Here is a 19789-nt window from a genome sequence, read left to right on the forward strand (position 1 = left end):
GGGATTCCTCAGGCCAGGGAGTAGCGGACGGGAAGGCGCTTGAGACCGCCGACGAACGTGGTGGCGATGCTCTCCGGGGACCCGGCGAGCTCGATCGTGTCCAGGCGCGGCAGGAGTTCCTCGAAGAAGGCCCGCACCTCGATGCGGGCCAGCGCGGCGCCCAGGCAGTAGTGGACGCCGAATCCGAACGCCAGGTGCTTGTTCGGGTCGCGTCCCACGTCGAAGCTGAACGGGTCGTTGAAAACGTCCTCGTCCCGGTTCGCGGACGGGTACGACAGCAGCACCGCGTCGCCCTCGCGGATCGTGACGCCGCGCAGTTCGTAGTCCTCGGCGGCGGTGCGCATGAACTCCTTGACGGGCGTGACCCAGCGGATCATCTCATCCACCGCGAGCGGCATCAGCTCCGGCTTCTCGCGCAGCCTTTCGAGCTGGTCGGGGTGCTCGATCAGCGCGTGCAGGCCGCCGGCGATCGTCGCGCTGGTCGTGTCGTGCCCGGCCGTCGCGACGATGACGTAGTAGGACGCGGTGTCGAAGTCGTTCAGCGGCTCGCCGTCGATCCGCGCGTTGGCGATGGCGGAGGCGAGGTCGTCGGTCGGGTTCTTGCGGCGCGCCTCCGTCAGCCCCTGGAAATAGGCGAAGAAGTCGAGCAGGACCTGGAGTTTCTCCTCGTTGGTCGTCCCGCGCTGGAACTCCTCGTCGTCGCCGCCGAAAAGCTCCTGCGTGAGCTTCAGCATGCGGTCGAAGTCGCTTTCGGGGAGGCCGAGCAGCGACAGGATCACGTACAGCGGGAAATGGACGGCGACCTCCTGCGCGAAGTCGCACTCGCCGCCGAAGTCCGCCATCCGGTCGACGTACCGTTTCGCCAGCTCGCGGACGCGCGGCTCCAGCGCCCGCATCGCGCGCGGCCGGAACCAGTCCGCGCCGATCGCCCGGATGACCCGGTGGTCGGGGTCGTCCATGTGGATCAGCGTGCGCAGCGCGACGCCCTCCTCGATGCGCTGCCGGTTCAGCTCGTCGAACTCGGCGGTGCCGAGCACCGGGCGCGGCGCGTTGCGGAAGACCTGGTGGTTGCGCTCGATCTCCAGGACGTCCTCGTGCCTGGTGATCGCCCAGAACGGGTTGTACTCGGGCGGGACGACCCGGTGCACCGGGGACGCGCGGCGGAGCAGCGCGAGCGACTCATGGAGCCGCCGCTCGTCCGCGTATGCCTTCGGGTCGGCGAGCGCGAGGCCCGCCTCCTCCACGGTCAGCGTCATTGCTCTGCTCCTCGATCATGGCGGGCCGCCCTCAAGGAACCTATGATCCCGAATCTCATTCGGTCAACGACCGGCACAGCCGGATGCGCCACACGGCCTTCTAGTCGCCGATGAACGCGCCGTCCGCGAGGTCCTTGAACCGTTCGAGGTCCTCCGCCGGAGCGTCGATCGCGCGCAGCGGACCGGCGTCGGCGAGCCGGCTCCGAGCGTACAGCCGCGCGACCAGAGCCTTGCGGTCCGCACCGGAATCGGTGCGCTCCCACCCGGCCTGTTCCAGCAGCAGGGCCGCAGCGTACACGTCCGCCATGTACTGGGCGAGCGGGAACAGCCGCGCCTCGGCGACGGTCCTGTCGAGGCCGAGCCACTTCTCTATGGCCTGGCGGAGATGCTCGATGCGCGCGCCGACCAGCGCGGCCGTGGCGTCGTCGCCTTCCGGCGCGGCTTCGACGGCCTGGGCGAGCCTTTCGAGGAACGGCTCGTGCGCGCCCTGCCGTTCGACGGCGCGGCGGACGTCCAGGCACAGGATGTTGTCGCCGCCCTCCCAGATCGGGTTGACCTGCGCGTCCCGGAGAATCCGCGCGACCGGCCACTGCTCGATGTAGCCGTTCCCGCCGTGGATCTCGATGGCGTCACTGGCGGCCGTCACGCCCAGCCGCGCGGCCCTCAGCTTGATGAGCGCCGCCCCGATCCGCAGCCGGGGGCGCCCCAGATATCCGTCGAACACGAGCGCCTGGACGGCCTCGGTCTCGACGATCAGCTCGGCGAGCTTCCGCCGCATGAGGGGCTGCTCGATGAGCGAGGTCCCGAACGCCTCCCGGGCCCGCGCGAAGCAGAGCGACTCGACGAGGGCCCGCCGCGCGCAGCCGAGACCCATCATGGAGATGCCGAGGCGGGCGCCGTTCGTCAGCTCCATCATGCGGGCGAGGCCCTTGCCGTCCCCGCCCTCGCCGGCGCTCGACGCCGGGGCCAGCAGGAACGCCTCCGCGTCCGTGAACTCGATCTCCGCGGAGGCGACCGACCGCGTGCCGAGCTTGTCCTTGAGCCGGCGGATCCGGACGCCGTTGCGCGACCCGTCCCGCCTTTCCTTGAGGACGAGGAAGGGCGCGATCCCCCGGACCCCGTCCACGGCCCCCTCCGGCTTGGCCAGCACGACGAACGCCGAACCGTTGGCATTGGACGCGAACCATTTGAACCCGTTGAGGCGCCACGCGTCGCCGTCCTTGGACGCGGTCGACTCAAGCGCGCCGAGATCCGATCCGCCCGACCGCTCCGTGAGCATCTGAGCGGCCTCGCCGGACATCTCCCCGGCCGCGAACAACTCCCGGACCCGCGCCTTGACGTCGTCCGGCGCGAACATCTCCGTCAACCGCACGACCATGTCGCCGCCGGTTCCGAGCGCGCACGCCATCCCGATGTCGGCCTGGTCCAGCAGATAGCTCCAGGCGACGCCCATGGGCGCGGGATCCACGCCGCTGCGCTTCGCCTCCGCGGCGAAATCGGGCCGCGTGAACGACGTGGCGACGATGTCCCGCCGCGCCGCCTCGAACGACGGCGGCATGACGACCTCGCTGACGTCCCGTCCCCACCGGTCGTACTTCTCCAGGCGCGGCGGGTTCCGGTCCGTCGCCTCGGCCCGCTCGGCGATCGGCCCGCCCATCAGCGCGCCCAGCTCCCTGAGCCGCGGCTCGGCCCAGCCGAACCCGTCCCCCAGATGCCGCCGCATCAGGAACCGCAGCGTGGGGTCGCAGTCGTACCAGTTGCGGCCCGCGGCCCCCCGGTACCGCTCGGTCGCGTACCGGCGCGCCTTCTCCGCGTCCCCGAACGGCAGCCGGTCGAACGACTCGATCAGGTAAGAGCTCACGCCACCGACATTACAGTTCCTCACCACTTGAAGGTAGGTCGTAATCTCTTCGCCGGCCGATACGATCGACCCGACCGGGGAGGGGGCGCATGTTCGGACTCTTCAGGCGCCGGCGGGACGAGGAACTGGCGCCCATCGAGGCGGACATCACCGCCTTCGGCGAAGAACTCGCCCGGCTGCCCTTCGACCCGGACGAGCACTCCGACCCGGACCTGCTGGCCGACTACGCCCTCGCCCTCGACGCCTACGAGAAGGCCAAGCGGGACTTCGTCGGAGACCGCGACCGCGAGGACGCCGCGGACGTCACCCGCGCCCTCAGCGAGGGACGCGACGCCCTCGCCCGCGTGGACGCCCGGCTGTCCGGCCGCCCCCTGCGGCCCCCGTGCTTCTTCGACTCCCGCCACGGCCCGTCCACCGAGCACGTCGCCTGGGCCCCCGAGGGCGGCGCCACCCGCATGATCGACGTCTGCGCCGCCGATGCGGTGCGGCTCGCCGAGGGGATGCCGCCCATCGCGACGGGCCGCCGTCCCGCACCGTCCCGCCGATCGGCACCGGTTCGCCCCGTCCGGCCTGAGAAGCCCAGGCCGGGCGGCCCGAACCCGGCACCCCACGGCGCGCAGAAGGAGCCGCCGCCGTTCAAGGTGATCCCTCCGGGATCGAGCGGCAAGCACCGCGCCCAGGGGCGAGGCAATGCGAGAGTCAGGTTGCAGCGGCTCAAAGGGGACGCGCCGTCCGTGCTCGTCGTACGGATCCGTGCCTATAAGAAATGCCAGGTCGACGTCTTCCAGGATGGCTGGGCGACGACGCCGCTCCGCAGCAAGGGGACGGCCCGCCTTGTGGCGCCGCTTCCCCCGGCCACGGACACGACCCTCCAGCTCGACATCTGGTGCGACGGCACGTGGACGGCGTGGTTGCAGCCGGGCGACACCGTGCCCATCGTCAACGAGCAGATCGCGTCACGGGGTTCGTTCGTCTGCCACTACGTCGGCGGACCGGCGCGGATCCTCATGGAGCACAAGGACCGAGGCGCCTACACCGTCACCGAGCTCACTGCGGACTTCGAGCAGGGCCGCGAAGTGCTGCGGGGCACCGACCCGTCCACGGCCGAAGGCGAGGTGGCCGGGCCGGCCCTCCTCCACATCCGTGCGGAGGGGCACTGGAAGTTCGCCGTGACCCACCTCTAGGCGGCTGCGCCGCCGATAGGCTCGGCAGCAGACATGGACAGCCTGGAGATTCGCCCGCTCACCGCCCGGTCCGTCGTCCTGAGCACGCTGCTCGGCGTCCACCCGCCCCGGCTCCCGGCCCGGTACCTCGTCCGCGTCGGCGACCTGTTCGGCATCGCGGAGGGGACGATCCGGGTCGCGCTCTCCCGGATGGTCGGCGCCGGCGACCTCGTCCAGTCCGGCGGCACGTACGCCCTCACCGAGCGGCTCCTGGAACGCCAAGCCCGCCAGGACGAGGCCCGCCTCCCCCCGACCCGGCCCTGGGACGGCACCTGGGAGATCGCCGTCATCACCGCCGAACGCCGTCCCGCCGCCGACCGCGCCGCGCTCCGCCAGGCCATGTCGACGCTCCGGCTCGCCGAACTCCGCGAGGGCACCTGGCTCCGCCCGGCCAACCTGACCCGCCCGCGGCCCGGCCCGGTCGTCCGCCAGTGCACCTTCCTGGTGGGCCGCCCCGAAGAGGCCCCGAAGACGCTGGCCGCCGCCCTCTGGGACCTGGACGCCTGGACGGCCAAGGCCGGCGCCCTCCGCACGGCCCTCGCCGACGCGACCACGATCGCCGAGCGCTTCACCTACGCCGCCGCCGTGCTGCGCCACCTCCTGAACGACCCGCTGCTCCCCTCGTCCCTGCTCCCGCCGGACTGGCCGGGCCCCGACCTCCGCACCCGCTACGAGGCCTTCGAAACCGACTTCGAGCGGCTCCTCTCCACCCACGTCCTCACCTGAGAAGCCTCGCCATCGCGGTGCGGGCGGGGTCGGTGATCTCGACCGGGCGCCGGGTGCGGCGGTCGACGAAGACGTGGACGAAGTGGCCCTCGGCGATGAGCGCGTCGTCGGACGCCCGGAACATGCCGATCTCCCAGCGGACGCTGGAGCGGCCCAGCCTCCCCACACCGAGCCCGACCCGGATCGCGTCGGGGAACGACACCTCGGCCTTGTACTCGCAGTGCGACTCGACGCAGAGCCCGATGGCCGCGGAGGTCGCGGGGTCGAAACCGGCGGTCCGGATCATCCACCCGTTGATGACGGTGTCCATCAGCGAGTAGTGGACGACATTGTTGACGTGCCCGTAGACGTCGTTGTCCTTCCACCGCGTGGCGACGTTCTCCCAGTACAGATACTCGCCGGTCATGGGGAGCAGACTAGGGCGCGCCCGGCATGCGACATGACGAGGACCCGCCCCCGGGCCGGGGACGGGTCCGGGTGTTCGGTGATCAGTGCCGGCGGCCGCCGCCGCGCACGCGCGCCAGCAGCCGGCGGATCCTGGCCTGGTTGCGCGGGTCCCGGGCGATCTGTTCCGCCCGCGCCCTCGCCTTCTGCCCCTGCGGGCCCTGGGCGAACCGTTTGATCCGGTCGATGAGAGAAGCCACGTTCTTCCTCCTCGGCCTAGCCTTTACAGTCCAACGCGTGCCCGCTCCCGAAAGTTCGGAACACCCTTGTCAGGGCCGGTGCCAATCCGCGGCCGGCGGGGCCAGGGCCGCCAGCTTGTCGAGGGCCGCGCGGGAGGGGCCCTCCGCGGGGGCCGTCAGGGTGACGAACTGGTGGTCGGGGGTCCCTGGAAGGATCATGCCGATGTAGTCGAGGGTGATCCGGCCGACCACCGGGTGGCAGTACTCCTTGCTGCCCATCCCCGGTCCCTTGACGTCCTGCCTGTCCCACCAGGTGCGGAACCACGGGCTCCCGGACAGCTCGCCGATGAGCGCCTCGGTCGCGGGATCGCCCGGGTCGCGGCCGGTGGCGGTGCGCAGCTGCGCCAGGCCGTGCCGGACGATCTCCTCCCACTCCACGTAGAACGAGCGGGCGCGGGGATCGATGAGCGCGTACCTGAGCATGTTGCGGCGCGGCCAGGGCAGCTCGGCCAGGTCGCACATGAGGGCCGCCGCCGTCCGGTTCCAGGCCAGCACGTCCAGCCGTCCGTTGATCACGTATGCGGGGACGGGGTCGATCTCGTCCAGCAGCCGCCGCACGCCGGGGTGCACCGGGCCGTCGGGCGGGACGGAAGCCGGAGCGTGCGGCGGCGAGGGCATGGACAGCGCCAGCCGGTACAGGTGGTCGCGCTCGTCGTCGTCCAGGACGAGGGCCTTGGCCAGTCCGTCGAGGACGGACGGCGAGGGGCGGATGCCGCGGCCCTGTTCCAGCCGCATGTAGTAGTCGGGGCTGATCCCGGCGAGCTGCGCCACCTCCGCGCGCCGCAGGCCGGGCGCGCGCCGGCGCCCGCTGTCGGGCAGGCCCACGGACGAGGGCTTGATGCGGTCGCGCCGGGAGCGCAGGAAATCCGCCATCTCGCGTGTCGCCATGGCTCAAGTTTGCCCTCCCATGCCTAGCCCTGCGGTTCCTAGCCATGGGCGGCCACTGGTCGGCACGCCGAGGCCCCGGCAATGTGGAGGCACATCGACAAGCGACAAGAGGTGACTCTCAGTGCGTCATCGCACTCTTGGAACGGGCGGGCCGCAGGTATCGGTGGTGGGATTCGGCGCGATGAACCTGGCGCCGGTCTACGGCCGCGTCGAGGAAAGCGAGGCCGCCGACACTCTCCTGGCCGCATTGGACGCCGGCTTCACGTTCGTCGACACCGCCGACATCTACGGCCGCGGGTCCAGTGAGGACCTGATCGGCCGGATGCTGGAGAAGCGCCGCGACGAGTTCGTCCTTGCGACCAAGTTCGGAGGGAACCAGGACTCGCACGGGATCCTCATTCCGGGGATGGGCCGCCCGGACTACGTCCGGCGCGCCCTGGACGCCAGCCTGTCCCGGCTCCGGGCCGACCACGTGGACCTGTACTACCTGCACCGGCTCGACCCCACGACCCCGATCGAGGAGACGGCCGGGGTGCTCGGCGAGCTGGTCGAGGCCGGGAAGATCGGCGGGTACGGGCTGTCGGAGGTATCCCCGAGCACGCTCCGGCGGGCCCATGCCGTCCACCCCGTGACCGCGTTGCAGACCGAGTACTCGCCGTTCCAGCGGGCCCCGGAGGAGGAGCTGATCCCGGCGTGCGCGGAGCTGGGCGTCACGTTCGTCGCCTACAGCCCGCTCGGCCGCGGGCTCCTCGGCGGTACGGTCCGCACCGCAGCCGACCTTGAGGAAGGCGACTGGCGGCGCGGCAACCCCCGCTTCCAGGGCGGCAATCTGGAACGCAACGTCTCCCTGGCGGACCGGGTGGCCACGCTCGCCGCCGAGCAGGGCGTCACGACGGCGCAGCTGGTGCTGGCCTGGGTGATCGACCGCGGTGCCCTGCCGATCCCGGGGACCCGCAAGGCGGCCAACGCCCGCGCCAACGCCGCCGCGGGCGACCTCACGCTGGACGCCTCGGTCTTCAGGCGGCTGGAGGACATCGTCCCGCGGGACGCGGCCGCGGGCGCCCAGGGCAACGAGTCCTACCTGGCCAACCTCGACAAATGACGTGCAGGACGGCCCGTCCCCGTGCGGGGCGGGCCGTCCGGCCCTCAGGGGGAGTCCGTCAGAACGCCTCGTCGAACGTGACGCTGCCTTCGACGCCGATCTGGTACGCGGAGACCCGGCGTTCGAAGAAGTTGGACAGCTCCTGGACGTCCTGCAGCTCCATGAACGCGAACGGGTTCGCGGTGCCGTAGCGGGCGGGCAGGCCGAGGCGGGTGAGGCGCTGGTCGGCGACGTACTCCAGGTAGGCGCGCATGTCGTCGGCGCTCATGCCCGGCAGGCCGTCCCCGCACAGGTCGCGGGCGAAGTTCAGCTCGGCTTCGACCGCTTCCTCCAGCATCGTGGTGACCTGGGCGGTGAGGTCGGCGTCGAAGAGTTCCGGCTCCTCGGCCCGGACGGTGTCGACGACGGAGAACGCGAACTCCATGTGCATGGACTCGTCCCGGAAGACCCAGTTCGTCCCGGACGCCAGCCCGTTCAGCAGGCCCCGCGAGCGGAGCCAGTACACGTAGGCGAACGCACCGTAGAAGAACAGGCCCTCGATGCACGCGGCGAAGCAGATGAGGTTGAGCAGGAAGGCGCGCCGGTCGGTGGCGTTCCTGAGTTCGTCCAGGGAACCGAGTGAGTCGATCCAGCGGAAGCAGAACTCCGCCTTGGAGCGGATGGACGGGATGTGCTCGATCGCCGCGAACGCCTTGGCGCGCTCGTCCTGATCGGGCAGATAAGTGTCCAGGAGGGTCAGATAGAACTGTACGTGGACGGCCTCCTCATATAGCTGCCGCGACAGGTAGAGCCGGGCCTCCGGCGCGTTCACGTGCTTGTAGAGGTTGAGCACCAGGTTGTTCGCCACGATCGAGTCGCCGGTGGCGAAGAACGCGACGAGCCGGTTCACGAGGTGCACCTCGGCGGGTGTGAGGCGCGCGAGGTCGGCGAGGTCGGAGGCGAGATCGACCTCCTCGACCGTCCACGTGTTGCGGATCGCGGCGCGGTACCGCTCGTAGAAGTCGGGGTAGCGCATGGGCCGCAACGTCAGGTCCATGCCGGGATCGAGGAGCATTACTGGCAGGCCTCGCAGGTCTCGGGGTTCTCCAGGGAGCAGACGGCCGCCGCGACCGTCGTCTGCGCGATCCGCGTCGCGGGACGTGAGCGCAGGTAGTACGTCGTCTTGAGACCGGCCCGCCACGCGTACGCGTACATCGAGGAGAGCTTGCCGATCGTCGGCGTCTCCATGAACAGGTTCAGGGAGTGCGACTGGTCGATGTACGGGGTGCGGGCGGCGGCGAGGTCGATCAGCGCCTTCTGCGGCAGTTCCCAGGCCGTCCGGTAGAGGGTCCGCATCTCCTCCGGCAGGTCGACGAGGCCCTGGACGGAGCCGTTCGCCTTCTTGATCGCCTCCCGCACGGCCGGCGTCCACAGCCCGAGCGACTTCAGGTCGTCCACCAGGTAGCCGTTGATCTGCAGGAACTCGCCGGACAGCGTCTCGCGCTTGAACAGGTTCGACACCTGCGGCTCGATGCACTCGTAGCAGCCCGCGATGGACGCGATCGTGGCCGTCGGCGCGATCGCGATGAGGAGCGAGTTGCGGAGCCCGACCTCGGCGACGCGCGCGCGGAGGGCCTCCCAGTCGGCCGGGCGGGCCGGCGTCGCGTCCGGGAAATGGTCGATGTGGAGCTGACCACGGGCGGTGCGCGTCATGTCGTAGGCGGGCAACCGGCCATGCGCGGCGGCCAGATCGGCCGACGCGTTGTACGCGGCCAGCGCGATCTCCTCCGCGATGCGCGTCGACAGCGAACGGGCCTCGTCCGAGTCGAACGGTAGGCGGAGCGTGAAGAAGACGTCCGCGAGCCCCATCACGCCCAGCCCGACCGGACGCCACTTGCGGTTCGCCTTCTCCGCCTCAGGCGTGGGGTAGAACCCCCGGTCGATGGTGCGGTCCAAGAAGCGGACGGCGGTGCGGACCGTCGAACGGAGCCGCTCCCAGTCCACCCCGGACGGACCCACATGCACGGCCAGATTCACGGACCCGAGGTTGCACACGGCCGCCTCGCTGTCGCCCGTCACCTCCAAGATCTCCGTGCAGAGGTTCGACAAGTGAACGGTCTGGCCGGGCTCGGCGGTCTGGTTGCAGGCGCGGTTGGCGGCGTCCTTGAACGTCATCCAGCCGTTGCCCGTCTCGGCCAGCGTCCGCATCATGCGCCCGTACAACTTCCGGGCCGGAATCTGCCGGACGAACCGCCCCTCCCGTTCCGCCTCCCGGTACGCGGCGTCGAACGCGTCACCCCAAAGGTCGGCCAGCTCGGGGACCTCCTTCGGATCGAACAGCGACCACGTCCCGTCGGCCTCGACGCGGCGCATGAACTCGTCCGGGATCCAGTTGGCCAGGTTGAGGTTGTGGGTGCGGCGCGCGTCCTCGCCGGTGTTGTCGCGCAGTTCCAGGAACTCCTCGACGTCGGCGTGCCACGGCTCCAGATAGACGCAGGCCGCGCCTTTGCGGCGCCCGCCCTGGTTGACGGCGGCGACCGACGAGTCGAGCGTGCGCAGCCACGGGACGATCCCGTTCGAGTGCCCGTTCGTCCCGCGGATCAGCGAGCCCCGCGACCGCACCTTCGTCCAGGAGATGCCGATCCCGCCCGCGTACTTGCTGAGCCGCGCGACCTGCTCGTACCGCTCGTAGATCGACTCCAGCTCGTCCCGCGGCGAGTCGAGCAGGAAGCACGAGGACAGCTGCGGACGCACGGCCGCCGAGTTGAACAGCGTCGGCGAGCTGGGCAGGTACGACAGCGTGCTGAGCAGGCCGTACAGCTCGGCCGCCTCGTCCGCGGCCGTGTTTCCCGAGGGGGGACGACCCCCCACGCCCCCCGCCCCGGCTCCGTCGGGATGAGTGAGCCCGCACGCGACGCGCAGCAGGAAGTGCTGCGGACGCTCCAGGACGAGCCGCGACCGCGGATGCCTCAGCAGATACCGGTCGTAGAGGGTGCGGAGCCCGAAGTACTCGAACCGGTCGTCGGCGGTTTCGTCGACGAGGTCATCGAGCGCGGCGGCGTGGGCGGCGACGAACGCGGCCGTGGCGTCCGCCAGAAGCCCCTCCCGGTGCGCGGCGGCGACGGACTCGGCGAACGTGCGTACGCCGGCGGACGCGGCCTCGTCCCTGATCCGCAGGGCGAGGAGCCGCGCGGCGACCCTGGAGTACCCGGGTTCGGCGGGCACCAGGGCGGCGGCCTCACCGATCGCGAGTTCCCGCAGCGCCGCCGTGTCCGGCTCGTCCCTCCCGGGGTTCGTCCCCCCGCGTGAACCCGGCCGGACGGCGGCGAGAACCCGCCCCGGGTCCACATCGGGCACCCCGTCGCAGGCCGCCTCGACCTCGGCCGCGATCCCTGCCGGCAACGGCGCGACCAGAGCCTGTGTCACGTGCATCTCCCCTCGCATGCCGCCTCGCGGAGGCATGCGAACGGGACGCGGCGGCATGCCGCGCTCCGCCACCGGCCTGCCCGCGAGGCACTGGACGAACAACCTGCTGGCAGGTCTTCGGACTCGCGGGCGTCGCCTCGTCGAGGCGTCCTACTGGCCGTCGCTTCCCAGGCCACCCCGTGGCCCAGTGCGTGATGACGGCGGTCGTTCCCGCTCACCGCTGCGGGGCAGTCCCGGACTCACACCGGGTTCCCTCTTACGACGCCCCCGCCGCGTGACGGCGGGGGCGAACCAGCACGGGGTTGAACCCTACATGTAGTTGGCGATCTTTGTGTAACCCCAAGATGTTGGGCGTGTCGGCGGGGATCCGGGGGTGGGCTGCGCGCACCCGGCACATGGTGGGACGATGGGTGCCGTCATGCCCCCGACCGTCCCGCATCCGCTGTTCCGGACCGCACGCGCCGTGGTCTTCGCCACCGTGTGCGTCACTCTGGCGACCCTCGGGCACGTCCTGGCGGGCGGCACCGGGGTCCCGGCCTGGGCGGCGATGGCGGGATTCGTCGCGGTTCTCGGCGTGACGCTGATGCTGGCGGGCCACGAGCGCTCGCTGGCGACGATCCTCGGCGGCCTTCTCGGCGGGCAGTTCGCGCTGCACACGCTGTTCACGGCCGCCGCCGACCCGATGGCGCACCACACGCCCGCGGTGCACGCCGCCATGACGAGCGGCATGGGCGCGGACGCCCCGGTGCCGGCCGGGCACGGCGGCAACGGCGTGGTGATGACGCTCGCGCACTGCGTGGCCGCGCTGGTCGCCGCCGGATGGCTGCGGCACGGCGAGCGGGCCGCGTGGACGCTCGCCCGGCGCGTCGCCGCCGCGGCCGATCGTCCGATCAGGCTGCTGCTCGCCCTGTTCGCCGTCGAACCGGCCGAGCCTCCGGCGCGTCCTCGCCGGACGGCGCAGACGGCGACCGCCGTCACGGGCGCCGGACGCGCACTGCGGCACCATGTCGTCCGGCGGGGTCCCCCGCCGCGTTCGAGGGCGCTCGCCCACCTCTGAGGCAGAGCGCCGTACGTCACCGGACGCCGGTCCACCGGCGCGTCCGGCCATTCCCGTACGACTCGAACGGAGTTCCGTCATGTCCTTCCTTCCGCGTGCGCGCCGCGTGGGCGCCATCGCCTCGCTCGCCACCGTGTCCGTGATCGGACTGGCCACGGCCGCGTCCGCGCACGTCACCGTCAACCCGAAGACCGCCGAGCAGGGCTCGTACGCCAAGGTCGCGTTCCGCGTCCCGAACGAGCGCGACGACGCGTCGACCACCGAGCTCGTCGTGAACCTGCCGGCCGACCATCCGCTGTCGTCGGTGTCGGTCCGCCCGCTGCCCGGCTGGACGGCGAAGGTCGAGAAGTCCAAGCTGCCGAAGCCGGTGAAGACCGACGGCGGCGAGCTGACCGAGGCCGTCACCAAGATCACCTGGACCGGCGGCAAGATCGAGTCGGGCCAGTTCCAGGAGTTCGACGTCTCCATGGGGCCGCTGCCGACGGACACCGACCAGCTGGTGTTCAAGGCCGACCAGACGTACTCGGACGGCGAGGTCGTCAAGTGGGAGGAGGCACCGGCCGAGGGCGCCGCCGAGCCGGAGCACCCGTCCCCGGCGCTGAAGCTGCTGCCGAAGGGCTCGGGCGACGCGACCGGCCTGACCGCCCAGGTGAAGCCGGTGGCCGCGAAGTCGTCGGTGTCGTCCGACGACGGGACGGCGCGGCTGCTCGGCGGCATCGGCATCGCCGTCGGGGTGATCGGCATCGCGGTCGGCGCGTACGGCCTGAACCGGGCGCGGAGCCGGGCATGAGCCGGGCAGCGCTTCGCGCCGCCGCCGGTGCGGCGGCCGTCGGGACGGCCCTCGCGCTGACCACGGTCCCGGCGTCCGCGCACACCACGCTGACGTCGGCCGATCCCGCGAAGAACTCGACGGTCGCGGCGCCGTCCCAGATCGTCCTGACGTACGGCGACCCGGTCCGGCTGCCGCGCGTGGTCGTGACCGACGGGTCGCAGAAGCAGTACCAGGCGGGGACGGCCCGCGCGGTCGACAACAAGGTCACCCAGGCGGTCGGCGGTGCGCTGCCCAACGGCGAGTACACCGTGGGCTGGCGCGTCGTCGCGTCGGACGGCCATCCGGTGGAGGGCACCTACAAGTTCACGGTGAAGGGTTCTCAGGGCGGCGCGCAGTCGGCGGCACCGGCTTCGCCGGCTTCGCCGGCCCCGTCGGCGACGAAGGCCGCGTCCGCCCAGGACTCGGGCGGTTCCTCGGGCTGGCTGTGGATCGGCCTGATCGCGCTCGCCCTGGCCCTGGCGGGCGGCGCGATCGCCTGGTTCCGCCGTTCCGGCGGCGCCCAGAGTTGATCATTGCGCTTCCGGTCGGGTGATTACAGGATTACAGTGATTACCCGACCGGTCGCACTCTGGGGGCATCATGATCGTCGAGTACATCCGCTACCGCATCGACCCGCAGGACGCGGAGGAGTTCGAGGCCGCCTACGCGCGCGCCTCCGTTCCGCTCGCCGCCGCGCCCCAATGCGTGGACTACGAGCTGTCCAGGTGCGTCGACGAGCCGTCATCCTACATCCTGCGCATCGGCTGGACGTCGGCGGACGACCACATGCGGGGCTTCCGGGGCGGCGAGCACTTCCCGGCGTTCTTCGCCGAGATCAAGCCGTTCGTCCAGCAGATCGAGGAGATGCGGCACTACGAGCGGACGTCCGTGTCCGGGGCCGGCTCGTCCGTCCCGACGCTGTACGACTGGGCGGGCGGAAGCGAGGCGTTGGAGCGGCTCACCGAGGCGTTCTACACGAACGTGGTGAAGGACGACCTGCTGCGTCCCCTCTTCGAGCACATGGCACCCGACCACCCGAAGTGGGTCGCGGCCTGGCTGGGCGAGGTCTTCCAGGGCCCGGAGCGCTACAGCCGCGAACGCGGCGGCTACCACCACATGGTGCGGCAGCACCTCGGCAAGGGCATCACCGAGGCGCAGCGCCGCCGCTGGGCGTCCCTGCTGATGGACGCGGCGGACGAGGTCGGCCTCCCGGACGACCCGGAGTTCCGCGCCGCCTTCACGGCCTACATCGAGTGGGGCACGCGCATCGCTCTCGCCAACTCCCAGCCCGGCGCGAAGCCTCCCTTGGAGGCGCCCATGCCGCACTGGGGCTGGGGCATCGCGCCGCCCTACATCCCGGCGTAGTAATCTGCGCCTCGTTCCTGCGACGAGGGAGGTTGATGAATATGGCCCGCGCGGCCCTTCGTCAGCATGCCCTTGTCCGGGCCGTGCGCGGTTGAGCGCGGCCCGGTCGTCCAGCACGACCAGGAGCCTCACATGTCATCATCCGACCTGATCACCGATCGTCTCGTCCTGCGCCCGTGGACCACGGGCGAGGTCACCGCCGTCCTCGACGGCGTCCGGCATGCCCACTGGGCGGACGACTTCCCCTCCGGCGGCGACCGCGTCATCGCAGGCGTCATCGCCGAGACCCCGGACGCGCTCGGCGAGTTCGGCCAGCGGCTGATCATCGAGCGGTCCACCGGCCTGGCGGTCGGCGCCATCGGCCTGTTCTGGCCGCCCGGCGACGGGCGCGTCGAGTTCGGCTACGGCGTCGTCGCGTCCCGCCGGGGCCGCGGCTACGCCACCGAGGCCGCCCGCGCCATCGTGGCGTTCGCCCTGGCGGCCCCGGGCGTGGACGAGGTCGTCGCGACCGTGGAACTGTCCAACCCGGCGTCGGCCCGCGTCCTGGAGAACGCCGGCCTCCGCCGCGTCACCACCGGCGCGGACACCGCCGAGTACAGCACCGCCTGATCCCCCGCATCCCCGAACGTGCCGTCCTTCCGCATGAAGGGCGGCACGTTCGCTCACGGGGCGAACGCGCGCAGGGCGGTCTCCACGAGCGCGTCGGCATACTGCGGGGTGAGCGGCCCGGACCGGTGCAGCCAGCGCTGGTGGAGCGGGGCGTACAGCACTTCGAGCACCAGGTCGAGGTCGGCGCCGCCGGCCAGCTGGCCGGCCCGCTGGGCGCTGCGCAGCCGCTCCTTCTTCGCCGCGTCGACGGGACCGGCCAGCTTCTCGCGGTAGAGGGCCGCCAGCGCGGGGTCACCGATGATCTCCAGGTTGAGGGCTCTGACGGGCGCCTCGAACGCCGGGTCGGCGAACTCGGCGACCGTCGCCCGCATGACGGTCTTGAGGTCGGCCTCGATGTCCCCGGTGTCGGGCAGCCGCACGCCCTCCTCGCCCGCGCTGAGCTCCAGGAACGAGTCGAAGATCACCGCGCCCCGGGACGGCCACCAGCGGTAGATGGTCTGCTTGCCCACTCCCGCCCGTTCGGCGATGGCCTCGATCGACACCTTGGCGTACCCGAGCTCGGTCACCAGTTCGCGCGCCGCGTCCAGGACGGCCCGCCGGGAGCGCTCGCTTCGCCGGGCAGGGTTCGGCTTTCTGGGGTGCGTCACGTCCGGGAGCCTATCACCCAGACGAGACGAGACGTTCCGTCTTGACCAGGAAACGACCTCTCTCTAGATTGAGTGACACGAGACGGTCCGTCTCGTCACGCGGCCATCGCGTGGTGATCACCGCGGCGCCGAACCGGTCGACCGCGCTCAGGAAGGGAGGTGGGCCTTTGCGCGCTGCGGCCCAACTGGCACTCACCGATGTCACCAAGCGTTATGGAACCCGCGTCGTCCTGGACCGGGTGTCGCTCACGGTGAAGCCCGGCGAGCGGATCGGAGTGATCGGCGACAACGGCTCGGGCAAGTCCACGCTGCTCTCGCTCATGGCGCAGGTCGAGCGGCCGGACAACGGCGAGCTCGCGGTCGTCGCGCCGGGCGGCGTCGGCCATCTGCCGCAGGCACTCGCACTCCCGCCGCACGCGACGGTGGCCGATGCCGTCGACTTGGCCCTGGCCCACCTGCGGGACCTAGAAGCCCGGATGCGGGCCGCCGAACGCTCGCTCGGCGAGCCCGGCATGGAGGTTCGCGCGAAGCTGGACGTCTACGCGGGCCTGGTCGCGGAGTTCGAAGCGCGGGGCGGGTACGAGGCCGACGCCCGGGTGGAGGTGGCGCTGCACGGGCTCGGGCTGGCCACGCTCGACCGGAACCGCCCGCTGGGCACGCTCTCCGGCGGTGAACGTTCCAGGCTCGCCCTGGCCGCCACGCTGGCGTCCGCTCCCGAACTGCTGCTGCTCGACGAGCCGACCAACGACCTGGACGACAAGGCCGTGGCCTGGCTTGAGCAGCACCTGCGCTCCCACCGGGGCACGGTCGTGACGATCACGCACGACCGCCTGTTCCTGGAGCGGGTGACCACCGCGATCCTGGAGGTCCGCGACGGGCAGGTGCGCCGCTACGGCGACGGGTACAGCGGGTACCTGACGGCCAAGGCCGCCGAACGCGCCGCACAGGCACGAGCCCACGAGGAGTGGAAGGCGGAGCGCGCCCGGCATGCCACGCTGGTGTCGGCCAACGCGGACCGGCTGGCAGTCATCCCACGCAAGACGGCCAAGGCGGGCATGGGCACCGGGGCGTGGCGCGCGCGTTCGCGCACGCATGGGGCAGCCGGACGCATCCGGCAGTCCCAGCAGCGGCTGCGGTGGCTCACCGATCACCCGGCACCGCCGCCGCCCGAGCCGCTGCGCTTCACCGCCGCCCTCGCGACGGCGGAAGCCGCCGCCGGAACCGAGGTCGCCGCCCTCGACGGCGTGGTGGTCGCGGGACGGCTCCGCCTGGACTCCCTGACCGTCCGCACCGGTGAACGCCTGCTGGTCACCGGCCCGAACGGGGCGGGCAAGACCACGCTGATGCGGGTGCTCGCCGGGGAACTGCGGCCGGACGCGGGCGAGGTACGCCGGGCCGGCCGGATCGGCTTCTTCCACCAGGACGAAATGGACGTCGGCGACATGCGGCGGACCGACCGGGCCGGGGCTCCCGGGCACGGGCGGGCCCGGCCCGCGGATCTGACCGTGCTGGGGGCCTACGCGCACGGGCGTCCCGGGAGCCTGGACGACCACGCGGAAGCGCTGCTCGCGCTGGGGCTGTTCCGGCCGTCCGACCTGAGGCTCCGCCTGGGGGAGCTCTCCTACGGCCAGCGTCGCCGGATCGAGCTGGCCCGGCTGGTGAGCGACCCCGTGGACCTCATCCTGCTCGACGAGCCGACCAACCACCTGTCGCCGCTGCTCGTGGAGCAGCTGGAGGAGGCGCTGGCCTCCTACCGCGGCGCCCTTGTGGTCGTGACGCACGACCGGCGCCTGCGGGCCGGCTTCACCGGCTCCCGCCTGGAGCTGAACGAGGGCAGGGCGGCGTAGCGGACGGCGATCGTCCGGCCGGATCGGCGGTAGACCGCCCGTCTCATGCCGGCGGTCCTAGGTAGTGGGCGATGAGCGGGAGGAACAGCTCGTCCACGATGGCGGTGATCCGCTCGTCCGGGACGGGTTCGAAGGTCATGAGCATGTCGTGCCGTAGCAGGTCGAACGGCATCCTGAGCACCTGGTCCGGGACGCGGCCGGGGACGAGCTCGCCGCGCTCCGCCGCCCGCCCGTAGACGGTGTGCGACCAGGGCGTGCCTCCGCTGAGGGCAAGCTCGCGCAGCTCGGCGGGTGTCATCCCGGCCTCGGCGAACAGGCCGCCGAGCTGCGCACCGATCATGGCGGCGAGCTCGACGCGCCTGCGGGTCGCCGAGCGCAGCATCGCGATGAGGTCGTCGCGCAGGTTGCCGGTGTCCGGGAGGGGGACTGGGTCGGCCTCGCGGCGGTGCCGGATGGCCGCGATGACGAGGTCGACCTTCCCCGGCCAGCGGCGGTAGAGCACCGCCCTGCTGGTGCCCGCGCGCACGGCCACACGCTCCATGGTCAGCGCGGCATATCCGGATTCGGACAGTTCGTCCCATGCGGCCCGCAGCAGCGCGTCCTCCAGCGCCTTACCGCGCCGGCGCCGACCCGCTCGCTCCGCCACGGCACCTCCATAAGAGTCACTTGTGTTTCTTACATGTGCAGCCTACCGTGAGCCTAAGAAACACTGATGACTCTTAATGAGGTGTGCGTCCATGGCCGGTGCCGACCGACTCGATCCGAAGGTGCTCAAGACCGCAGGCGTCCTGGTCGCCGGTGTGCTCGCCGTGGTCTTCGACACCACGATCGTCGGGGTGGCGCTGCACTCCCTGGCGGCCGACCTGCACACCACGGTCGCCACCGTCCAGTGGGTCACCACCGCCTACCTGCTCGCCCTCGGCATGACCGTCCCGCTGAGCACGTGGGCGATGGCCCGGTTCGGCGGCAAACGCGTCTGGCTGGTCTCCCTGGCCGTCTTCCTGGCCGGGTCGGTGGCCTCCAGCGCGGCCTGGGACGCGCCCGCGCTGATCGCCGGACGGGTCGTCCAAGGCATCGGGGGCGGGCTGATGCTGCCGGTGATGACGACGTTGATCGTCCGTGCCGCCGGCGGCCGGCTGCTCGGCCGCACGACGTCGATCATCACGCTGCCCGCCCTGCTCGGGCCGATCCTCGGCCCGCTCGCCGGAGGCCTGATCCTCACCCATCTCAGCTGGCGGTGGATGTTCTGGGTCAACGTCCCGTTCTGCGTCGTGGGGCTCGTCCTGGCCGCGCGGTTCCTCGACCGCGACGAACCGACGTCCCGGCCGCGCCTGGACGTCGCCGGGCTCGGCCTGCTGGCGCCCGGCATCGCCGCGGTGCTCCTCGGCCTTTCCAGGGCCCCGGACGGAGGGTTCGCGCACGGTGGCGTGCTCGTCCCGCTGATATCCGGTGTGGCCTTGGTCGCGGGGTTCGGCCTGTACGCGGTCCGCCGCTCCGACCCGCTGGTGGACCTCCGGCTCTTCGCTCACCGTCCGACCGCGTCCGGCTCGGCGGTGCTGTTCTTCTCCGGCTTCACCCTCTACGGGGCCGTCCTCCTGCTGCCGCTGTACTACCAGCAGGTCCGCGGCACCTCGGCCCTCGACGCCGGGGTCGCGCTCATCCCGCAGGGGGTCGGGACCCTGCTCAGCCGCTCGCTCGCCGGACGGCTCACCGACCGGTTCGGGGCCCGGGTCGTCGCCGTCGCCGGGTTCCTCGTCGTCGGCGCCACCACCGTCCCCTTCGCCTACGCCGACGCCCAGACGAGCACGTGGTCGCTCGCCGGCTTGCTGGTGCTGCGGGGGATCGGCCTCGGCGCCGTGACCGTGCCCGTCATGGCCGTCGCCTACCTCGGGCTCGACCGCGCGCAGATCGCCCACGCCAGCGCGCTGACCCGCATCGCCCAGCAGATCGGGGGCTCCTTCGGCACCGCCGTCCTGGCCGTCCTCCTGCAGCACGCCATCACGGGCTCCGACGATCTCGCGGCGGCCTTCCAGCGGGCCTTCTGGTGGTCCACCGCCTTCGCCGCTCTCGCCGCCCTTCTCGCCCTCACCCTCCCCCGCAAGGAACGAGGCTCCGGAACCTCCTCCTTCCGTCCCTGTGCTTCGGCGCCCGTCCGCCGGCGTCCACCGAAGCGCAGACACAGAAAGGCCGCCGAGCCAGAGGCGGCGGCCATAGCGGAGGCGAGCCGCCGAGCGGCGGCCCGCTGACGGCGCCCAGCGGCCCGAGCGTCATGACCAGGGAGCTCGCCCCTCCCGCCGGTTCGGGACCGG

At 71.8% G+C, this 19789-nt stretch carries 19 protein-coding genes and 1 riboswitch; of the genes, 10 read left to right on the forward strand and 9 right to left on the reverse strand.

The features are described 5' to 3' along the window. Positions 1-8: 8 nt before the first annotated feature. Both ACQPZP_RS42185 and ACQPZP_RS42190 read right to left on the reverse strand, forming a co-directional pair. Positions 9-1256, reverse strand: coding sequence for a cytochrome P450 (locus ACQPZP_RS42185; RefSeq protein ID WP_433475206.1), 1248 nt, complete (start codon positions 1254-1256; stop codon positions 9-11). 100 nt (positions 1257-1356) lie between these two features. Next, a complete protein-coding gene (locus tag ACQPZP_RS42190; protein ID WP_433475207.1) occupies positions 1357-3117 on the reverse strand; it encodes an acyl-CoA dehydrogenase family protein in 1761 nt (586 codons plus the stop codon). Between the two features lie 89 nt (positions 3118-3206). Between ACQPZP_RS42190 and ACQPZP_RS42195 the strand changes: the two genes are divergently transcribed. Together ACQPZP_RS42195 and ACQPZP_RS42200 are read left to right on the forward strand one after the other, a co-directional pair. Further along, positions 3207-4301: a hypothetical protein gene (locus ACQPZP_RS42195; RefSeq protein WP_433475208.1), complete on the forward strand. Its 1095-nt coding sequence runs from the start codon at positions 3207-3209 to the stop codon at positions 4299-4301. Between the two features lie 33 nt (positions 4302-4334). Continuing rightward, entirely contained in the window at positions 4335-5066 is a 732-nt protein-coding gene (locus tag ACQPZP_RS42200; RefSeq protein WP_433475209.1) for a PaaX family transcriptional regulator C-terminal domain-containing protein, read from the forward strand. Here ACQPZP_RS42200 and ACQPZP_RS42205 read toward each other — a convergent pair. From ACQPZP_RS42205 to ACQPZP_RS42215, 3 genes are all read right to left on the reverse strand, one after another. Next, positions 5059-5472, reverse strand: coding sequence for an acyl-CoA thioesterase (locus tag ACQPZP_RS42205; RefSeq protein WP_433475210.1), 414 nt, complete (start codon positions 5470-5472; stop codon positions 5059-5061). The two genes, ACQPZP_RS42200 and ACQPZP_RS42205, sit on opposite strands and share 8 nt — an antisense overlap. 82 nt (positions 5473-5554) lie before the next feature. After that, positions 5555-5710, reverse strand: a complete 156-nt coding sequence (locus ACQPZP_RS42210) for a hypothetical protein (RefSeq protein ID WP_433475211.1) — start codon at positions 5708-5710, stop codon at positions 5555-5557. Between the two features lie 69 nt (positions 5711-5779). After that, the gene (locus tag ACQPZP_RS42215) at positions 5780-6637 is read right to left on the reverse strand and encodes a helix-turn-helix transcriptional regulator (protein WP_433475212.1); all 858 of its coding nucleotides are present in this window, start codon (positions 6635-6637) and stop codon (positions 5780-5782) included. 166 nt (positions 6638-6803) lie between these two features. Here ACQPZP_RS42215 and ACQPZP_RS42220 point away from each other — a divergent pair, with 166 nt between their 5' ends. Beyond that, positions 6804-7739, forward strand: coding sequence for an aldo/keto reductase (locus ACQPZP_RS42220; RefSeq protein WP_433479767.1), 936 nt, complete (start codon positions 6804-6806; stop codon positions 7737-7739). A gap of 58 nt (positions 7740-7797) precedes the next feature. Here ACQPZP_RS42220 and ACQPZP_RS42225 read toward each other — a convergent pair whose 3' ends face one another. Together ACQPZP_RS42225 and ACQPZP_RS42230 are read right to left on the reverse strand one after the other, a co-directional pair. Beyond that, positions 7798-8775: a ribonucleotide-diphosphate reductase subunit beta gene (locus tag ACQPZP_RS42225; RefSeq protein WP_433475213.1), complete on the reverse strand. Its 978-nt coding sequence runs from the start codon at positions 8773-8775 to the stop codon at positions 7798-7800. 17 nt (positions 8776-8792) lie between these two features. Beyond that, positions 8793-11144, reverse strand: coding sequence for a ribonucleoside-diphosphate reductase subunit alpha (locus ACQPZP_RS42230; RefSeq protein WP_433475214.1), 2352 nt, complete (start codon positions 11142-11144; stop codon positions 8793-8795). Positions 11145-11235: 91 nt separating this feature from the next. Further along, positions 11236-11455, reverse strand: a riboswitch (cobalamin riboswitch). 95 nt (positions 11456-11550) lie between these two features. Here ACQPZP_RS42230 and ACQPZP_RS42235 point away from each other — a divergent pair. From ACQPZP_RS42235 to ACQPZP_RS42255, 5 genes are all read left to right on the forward strand, one after another. Beyond that, positions 11551-12201 (forward strand): MFS transporter, encoded by a 651-nt coding sequence (locus ACQPZP_RS42235; RefSeq protein WP_433475215.1) that lies wholly within the window; start codon positions 11551-11553, stop codon positions 12199-12201. 79 nt (positions 12202-12280) lie between these two features. Further along, complete coding sequence (locus tag ACQPZP_RS42240) at positions 12281-12991, forward strand: YcnI family copper-binding membrane protein (RefSeq protein ID WP_433475216.1); 711 nt, start codon at positions 12281-12283, stop codon at positions 12989-12991. Further along, the gene (locus ACQPZP_RS42245; RefSeq protein ID WP_433475217.1) at positions 12988-13542 is read left to right on the forward strand and encodes a copper resistance CopC family protein; all 555 of its coding nucleotides are present in this window, start codon (positions 12988-12990) and stop codon (positions 13540-13542) included. The genes ACQPZP_RS42240 and ACQPZP_RS42245 overlap by 4 nt, the downstream gene beginning before the upstream one ends. A 70-nt stretch (positions 13543-13612) precedes the next feature. Then, entirely contained in the window at positions 13613-14377 is a 765-nt protein-coding gene (locus ACQPZP_RS42250; RefSeq protein WP_433475218.1) for a group II truncated hemoglobin, read from the forward strand. Between the two features lie 132 nt (positions 14378-14509). After that, complete coding sequence (locus ACQPZP_RS42255; protein ID WP_433475219.1) at positions 14510-14986, forward strand: GNAT family N-acetyltransferase; 477 nt, start codon at positions 14510-14512, stop codon at positions 14984-14986. A gap of 53 nt (positions 14987-15039) precedes the next feature. On the opposite strand, the gene ACQPZP_RS42260 is transcribed toward ACQPZP_RS42255, so the two are convergent. Then, positions 15040-15633 carry a TetR/AcrR family transcriptional regulator gene (locus tag ACQPZP_RS42260; RefSeq protein WP_433475220.1) on the reverse strand — a complete coding sequence of 198 codons (594 nt, stop codon included), beginning with the start codon at positions 15631-15633 and terminating at the stop codon, positions 15040-15042. Between the two features lie 167 nt (positions 15634-15800). Between ACQPZP_RS42260 and ACQPZP_RS42265 the strand changes: the two genes are divergently transcribed. Further along, positions 15801-17480, forward strand: a complete 1680-nt coding sequence (locus ACQPZP_RS42265) for an ABC-F family ATP-binding cassette domain-containing protein (protein ID WP_433475221.1) — start codon at positions 15801-15803, stop codon at positions 17478-17480. A 43-nt stretch (positions 17481-17523) separates the two neighbouring features. On the opposite strand, the gene ACQPZP_RS42270 is transcribed toward ACQPZP_RS42265, so the two are convergent. Further along, positions 17524-18126 carry a TetR/AcrR family transcriptional regulator gene (locus ACQPZP_RS42270; protein ID WP_433475222.1) on the reverse strand — a complete coding sequence of 201 codons (603 nt, stop codon included), beginning with the start codon at positions 18124-18126 and terminating at the stop codon, positions 17524-17526. Positions 18127-18217: 91 nt separating this feature from the next. Between ACQPZP_RS42270 and ACQPZP_RS42275 the strand changes: the two genes are divergently transcribed. Further along, entirely contained in the window at positions 18218-19726 is a 1509-nt protein-coding gene (locus ACQPZP_RS42275) for an MDR family MFS transporter (RefSeq protein WP_433475223.1), read from the forward strand. Positions 19727-19789 lie beyond the last annotated feature (63 nt).

Source organism: Spirillospora sp. CA-142024 (assembly GCF_050942325.1).
GTDB lineage: Bacteria > Actinomycetota > Actinomycetes > Streptosporangiales > Streptosporangiaceae > Spirillospora.

What these genes read in the sequence shown, in the direction of transcription:
- ACQPZP_RS42185 (WP_433475206.1), bottom strand. Translation starts at nt 1,256, where the DNA reads ATGACGCTGACCGTGGAGGAGGCGGGCCTCGCGCTCGCCGACCCGAAG.
- ACQPZP_RS42200 (WP_433475209.1), top strand. Translation starts at nt 4,335, where the DNA reads ATGGACAGCCTGGAGATTCGCCCGCTCACCGCCCGGTCCGTCGTCCTG.
- ACQPZP_RS42235 (WP_433475215.1), top strand. Translation starts at nt 11,551, where the DNA reads ATGGGTGCCGTCATGCCCCCGACCGTCCCGCATCCGCTGTTCCGGACC.
- ACQPZP_RS42245 (WP_433475217.1), top strand. Translation starts at nt 12,988, where the DNA reads ATGAGCCGGGCAGCGCTTCGCGCCGCCGCCGGTGCGGCGGCCGTCGGG.
- ACQPZP_RS42275 (WP_433475223.1), top strand. Translation starts at nt 18,218, where the DNA reads ATGGCCGGTGCCGACCGACTCGATCCGAAGGTGCTCAAGACCGCAGGC.
- ACQPZP_RS42215 (WP_433475212.1), bottom strand. Translation starts at nt 6,637, where the DNA reads ATGGCGACACGCGAGATGGCGGATTTCCTGCGCTCCCGGCGCGACCGC.
- ACQPZP_RS42205 (WP_433475210.1), bottom strand. Translation starts at nt 5,472, where the DNA reads ATGACCGGCGAGTATCTGTACTGGGAGAACGTCGCCACGCGGTGGAAG.
- ACQPZP_RS42195 (WP_433475208.1), top strand. Translation starts at nt 3,207, where the DNA reads ATGTTCGGACTCTTCAGGCGCCGGCGGGACGAGGAACTGGCGCCCATC.
- ACQPZP_RS42250 (WP_433475218.1), top strand. Translation starts at nt 13,613, where the DNA reads ATGATCGTCGAGTACATCCGCTACCGCATCGACCCGCAGGACGCGGAG.
- ACQPZP_RS42255 (WP_433475219.1), top strand. Translation starts at nt 14,510, where the DNA reads ATGTCATCATCCGACCTGATCACCGATCGTCTCGTCCTGCGCCCGTGG.
- ACQPZP_RS42225 (WP_433475213.1), bottom strand. Translation starts at nt 8,775, where the DNA reads ATGGACCTGACGTTGCGGCCCATGCGCTACCCCGACTTCTACGAGCGG.
- ACQPZP_RS42240 (WP_433475216.1), top strand. Translation starts at nt 12,281, where the DNA reads ATGTCCTTCCTTCCGCGTGCGCGCCGCGTGGGCGCCATCGCCTCGCTC.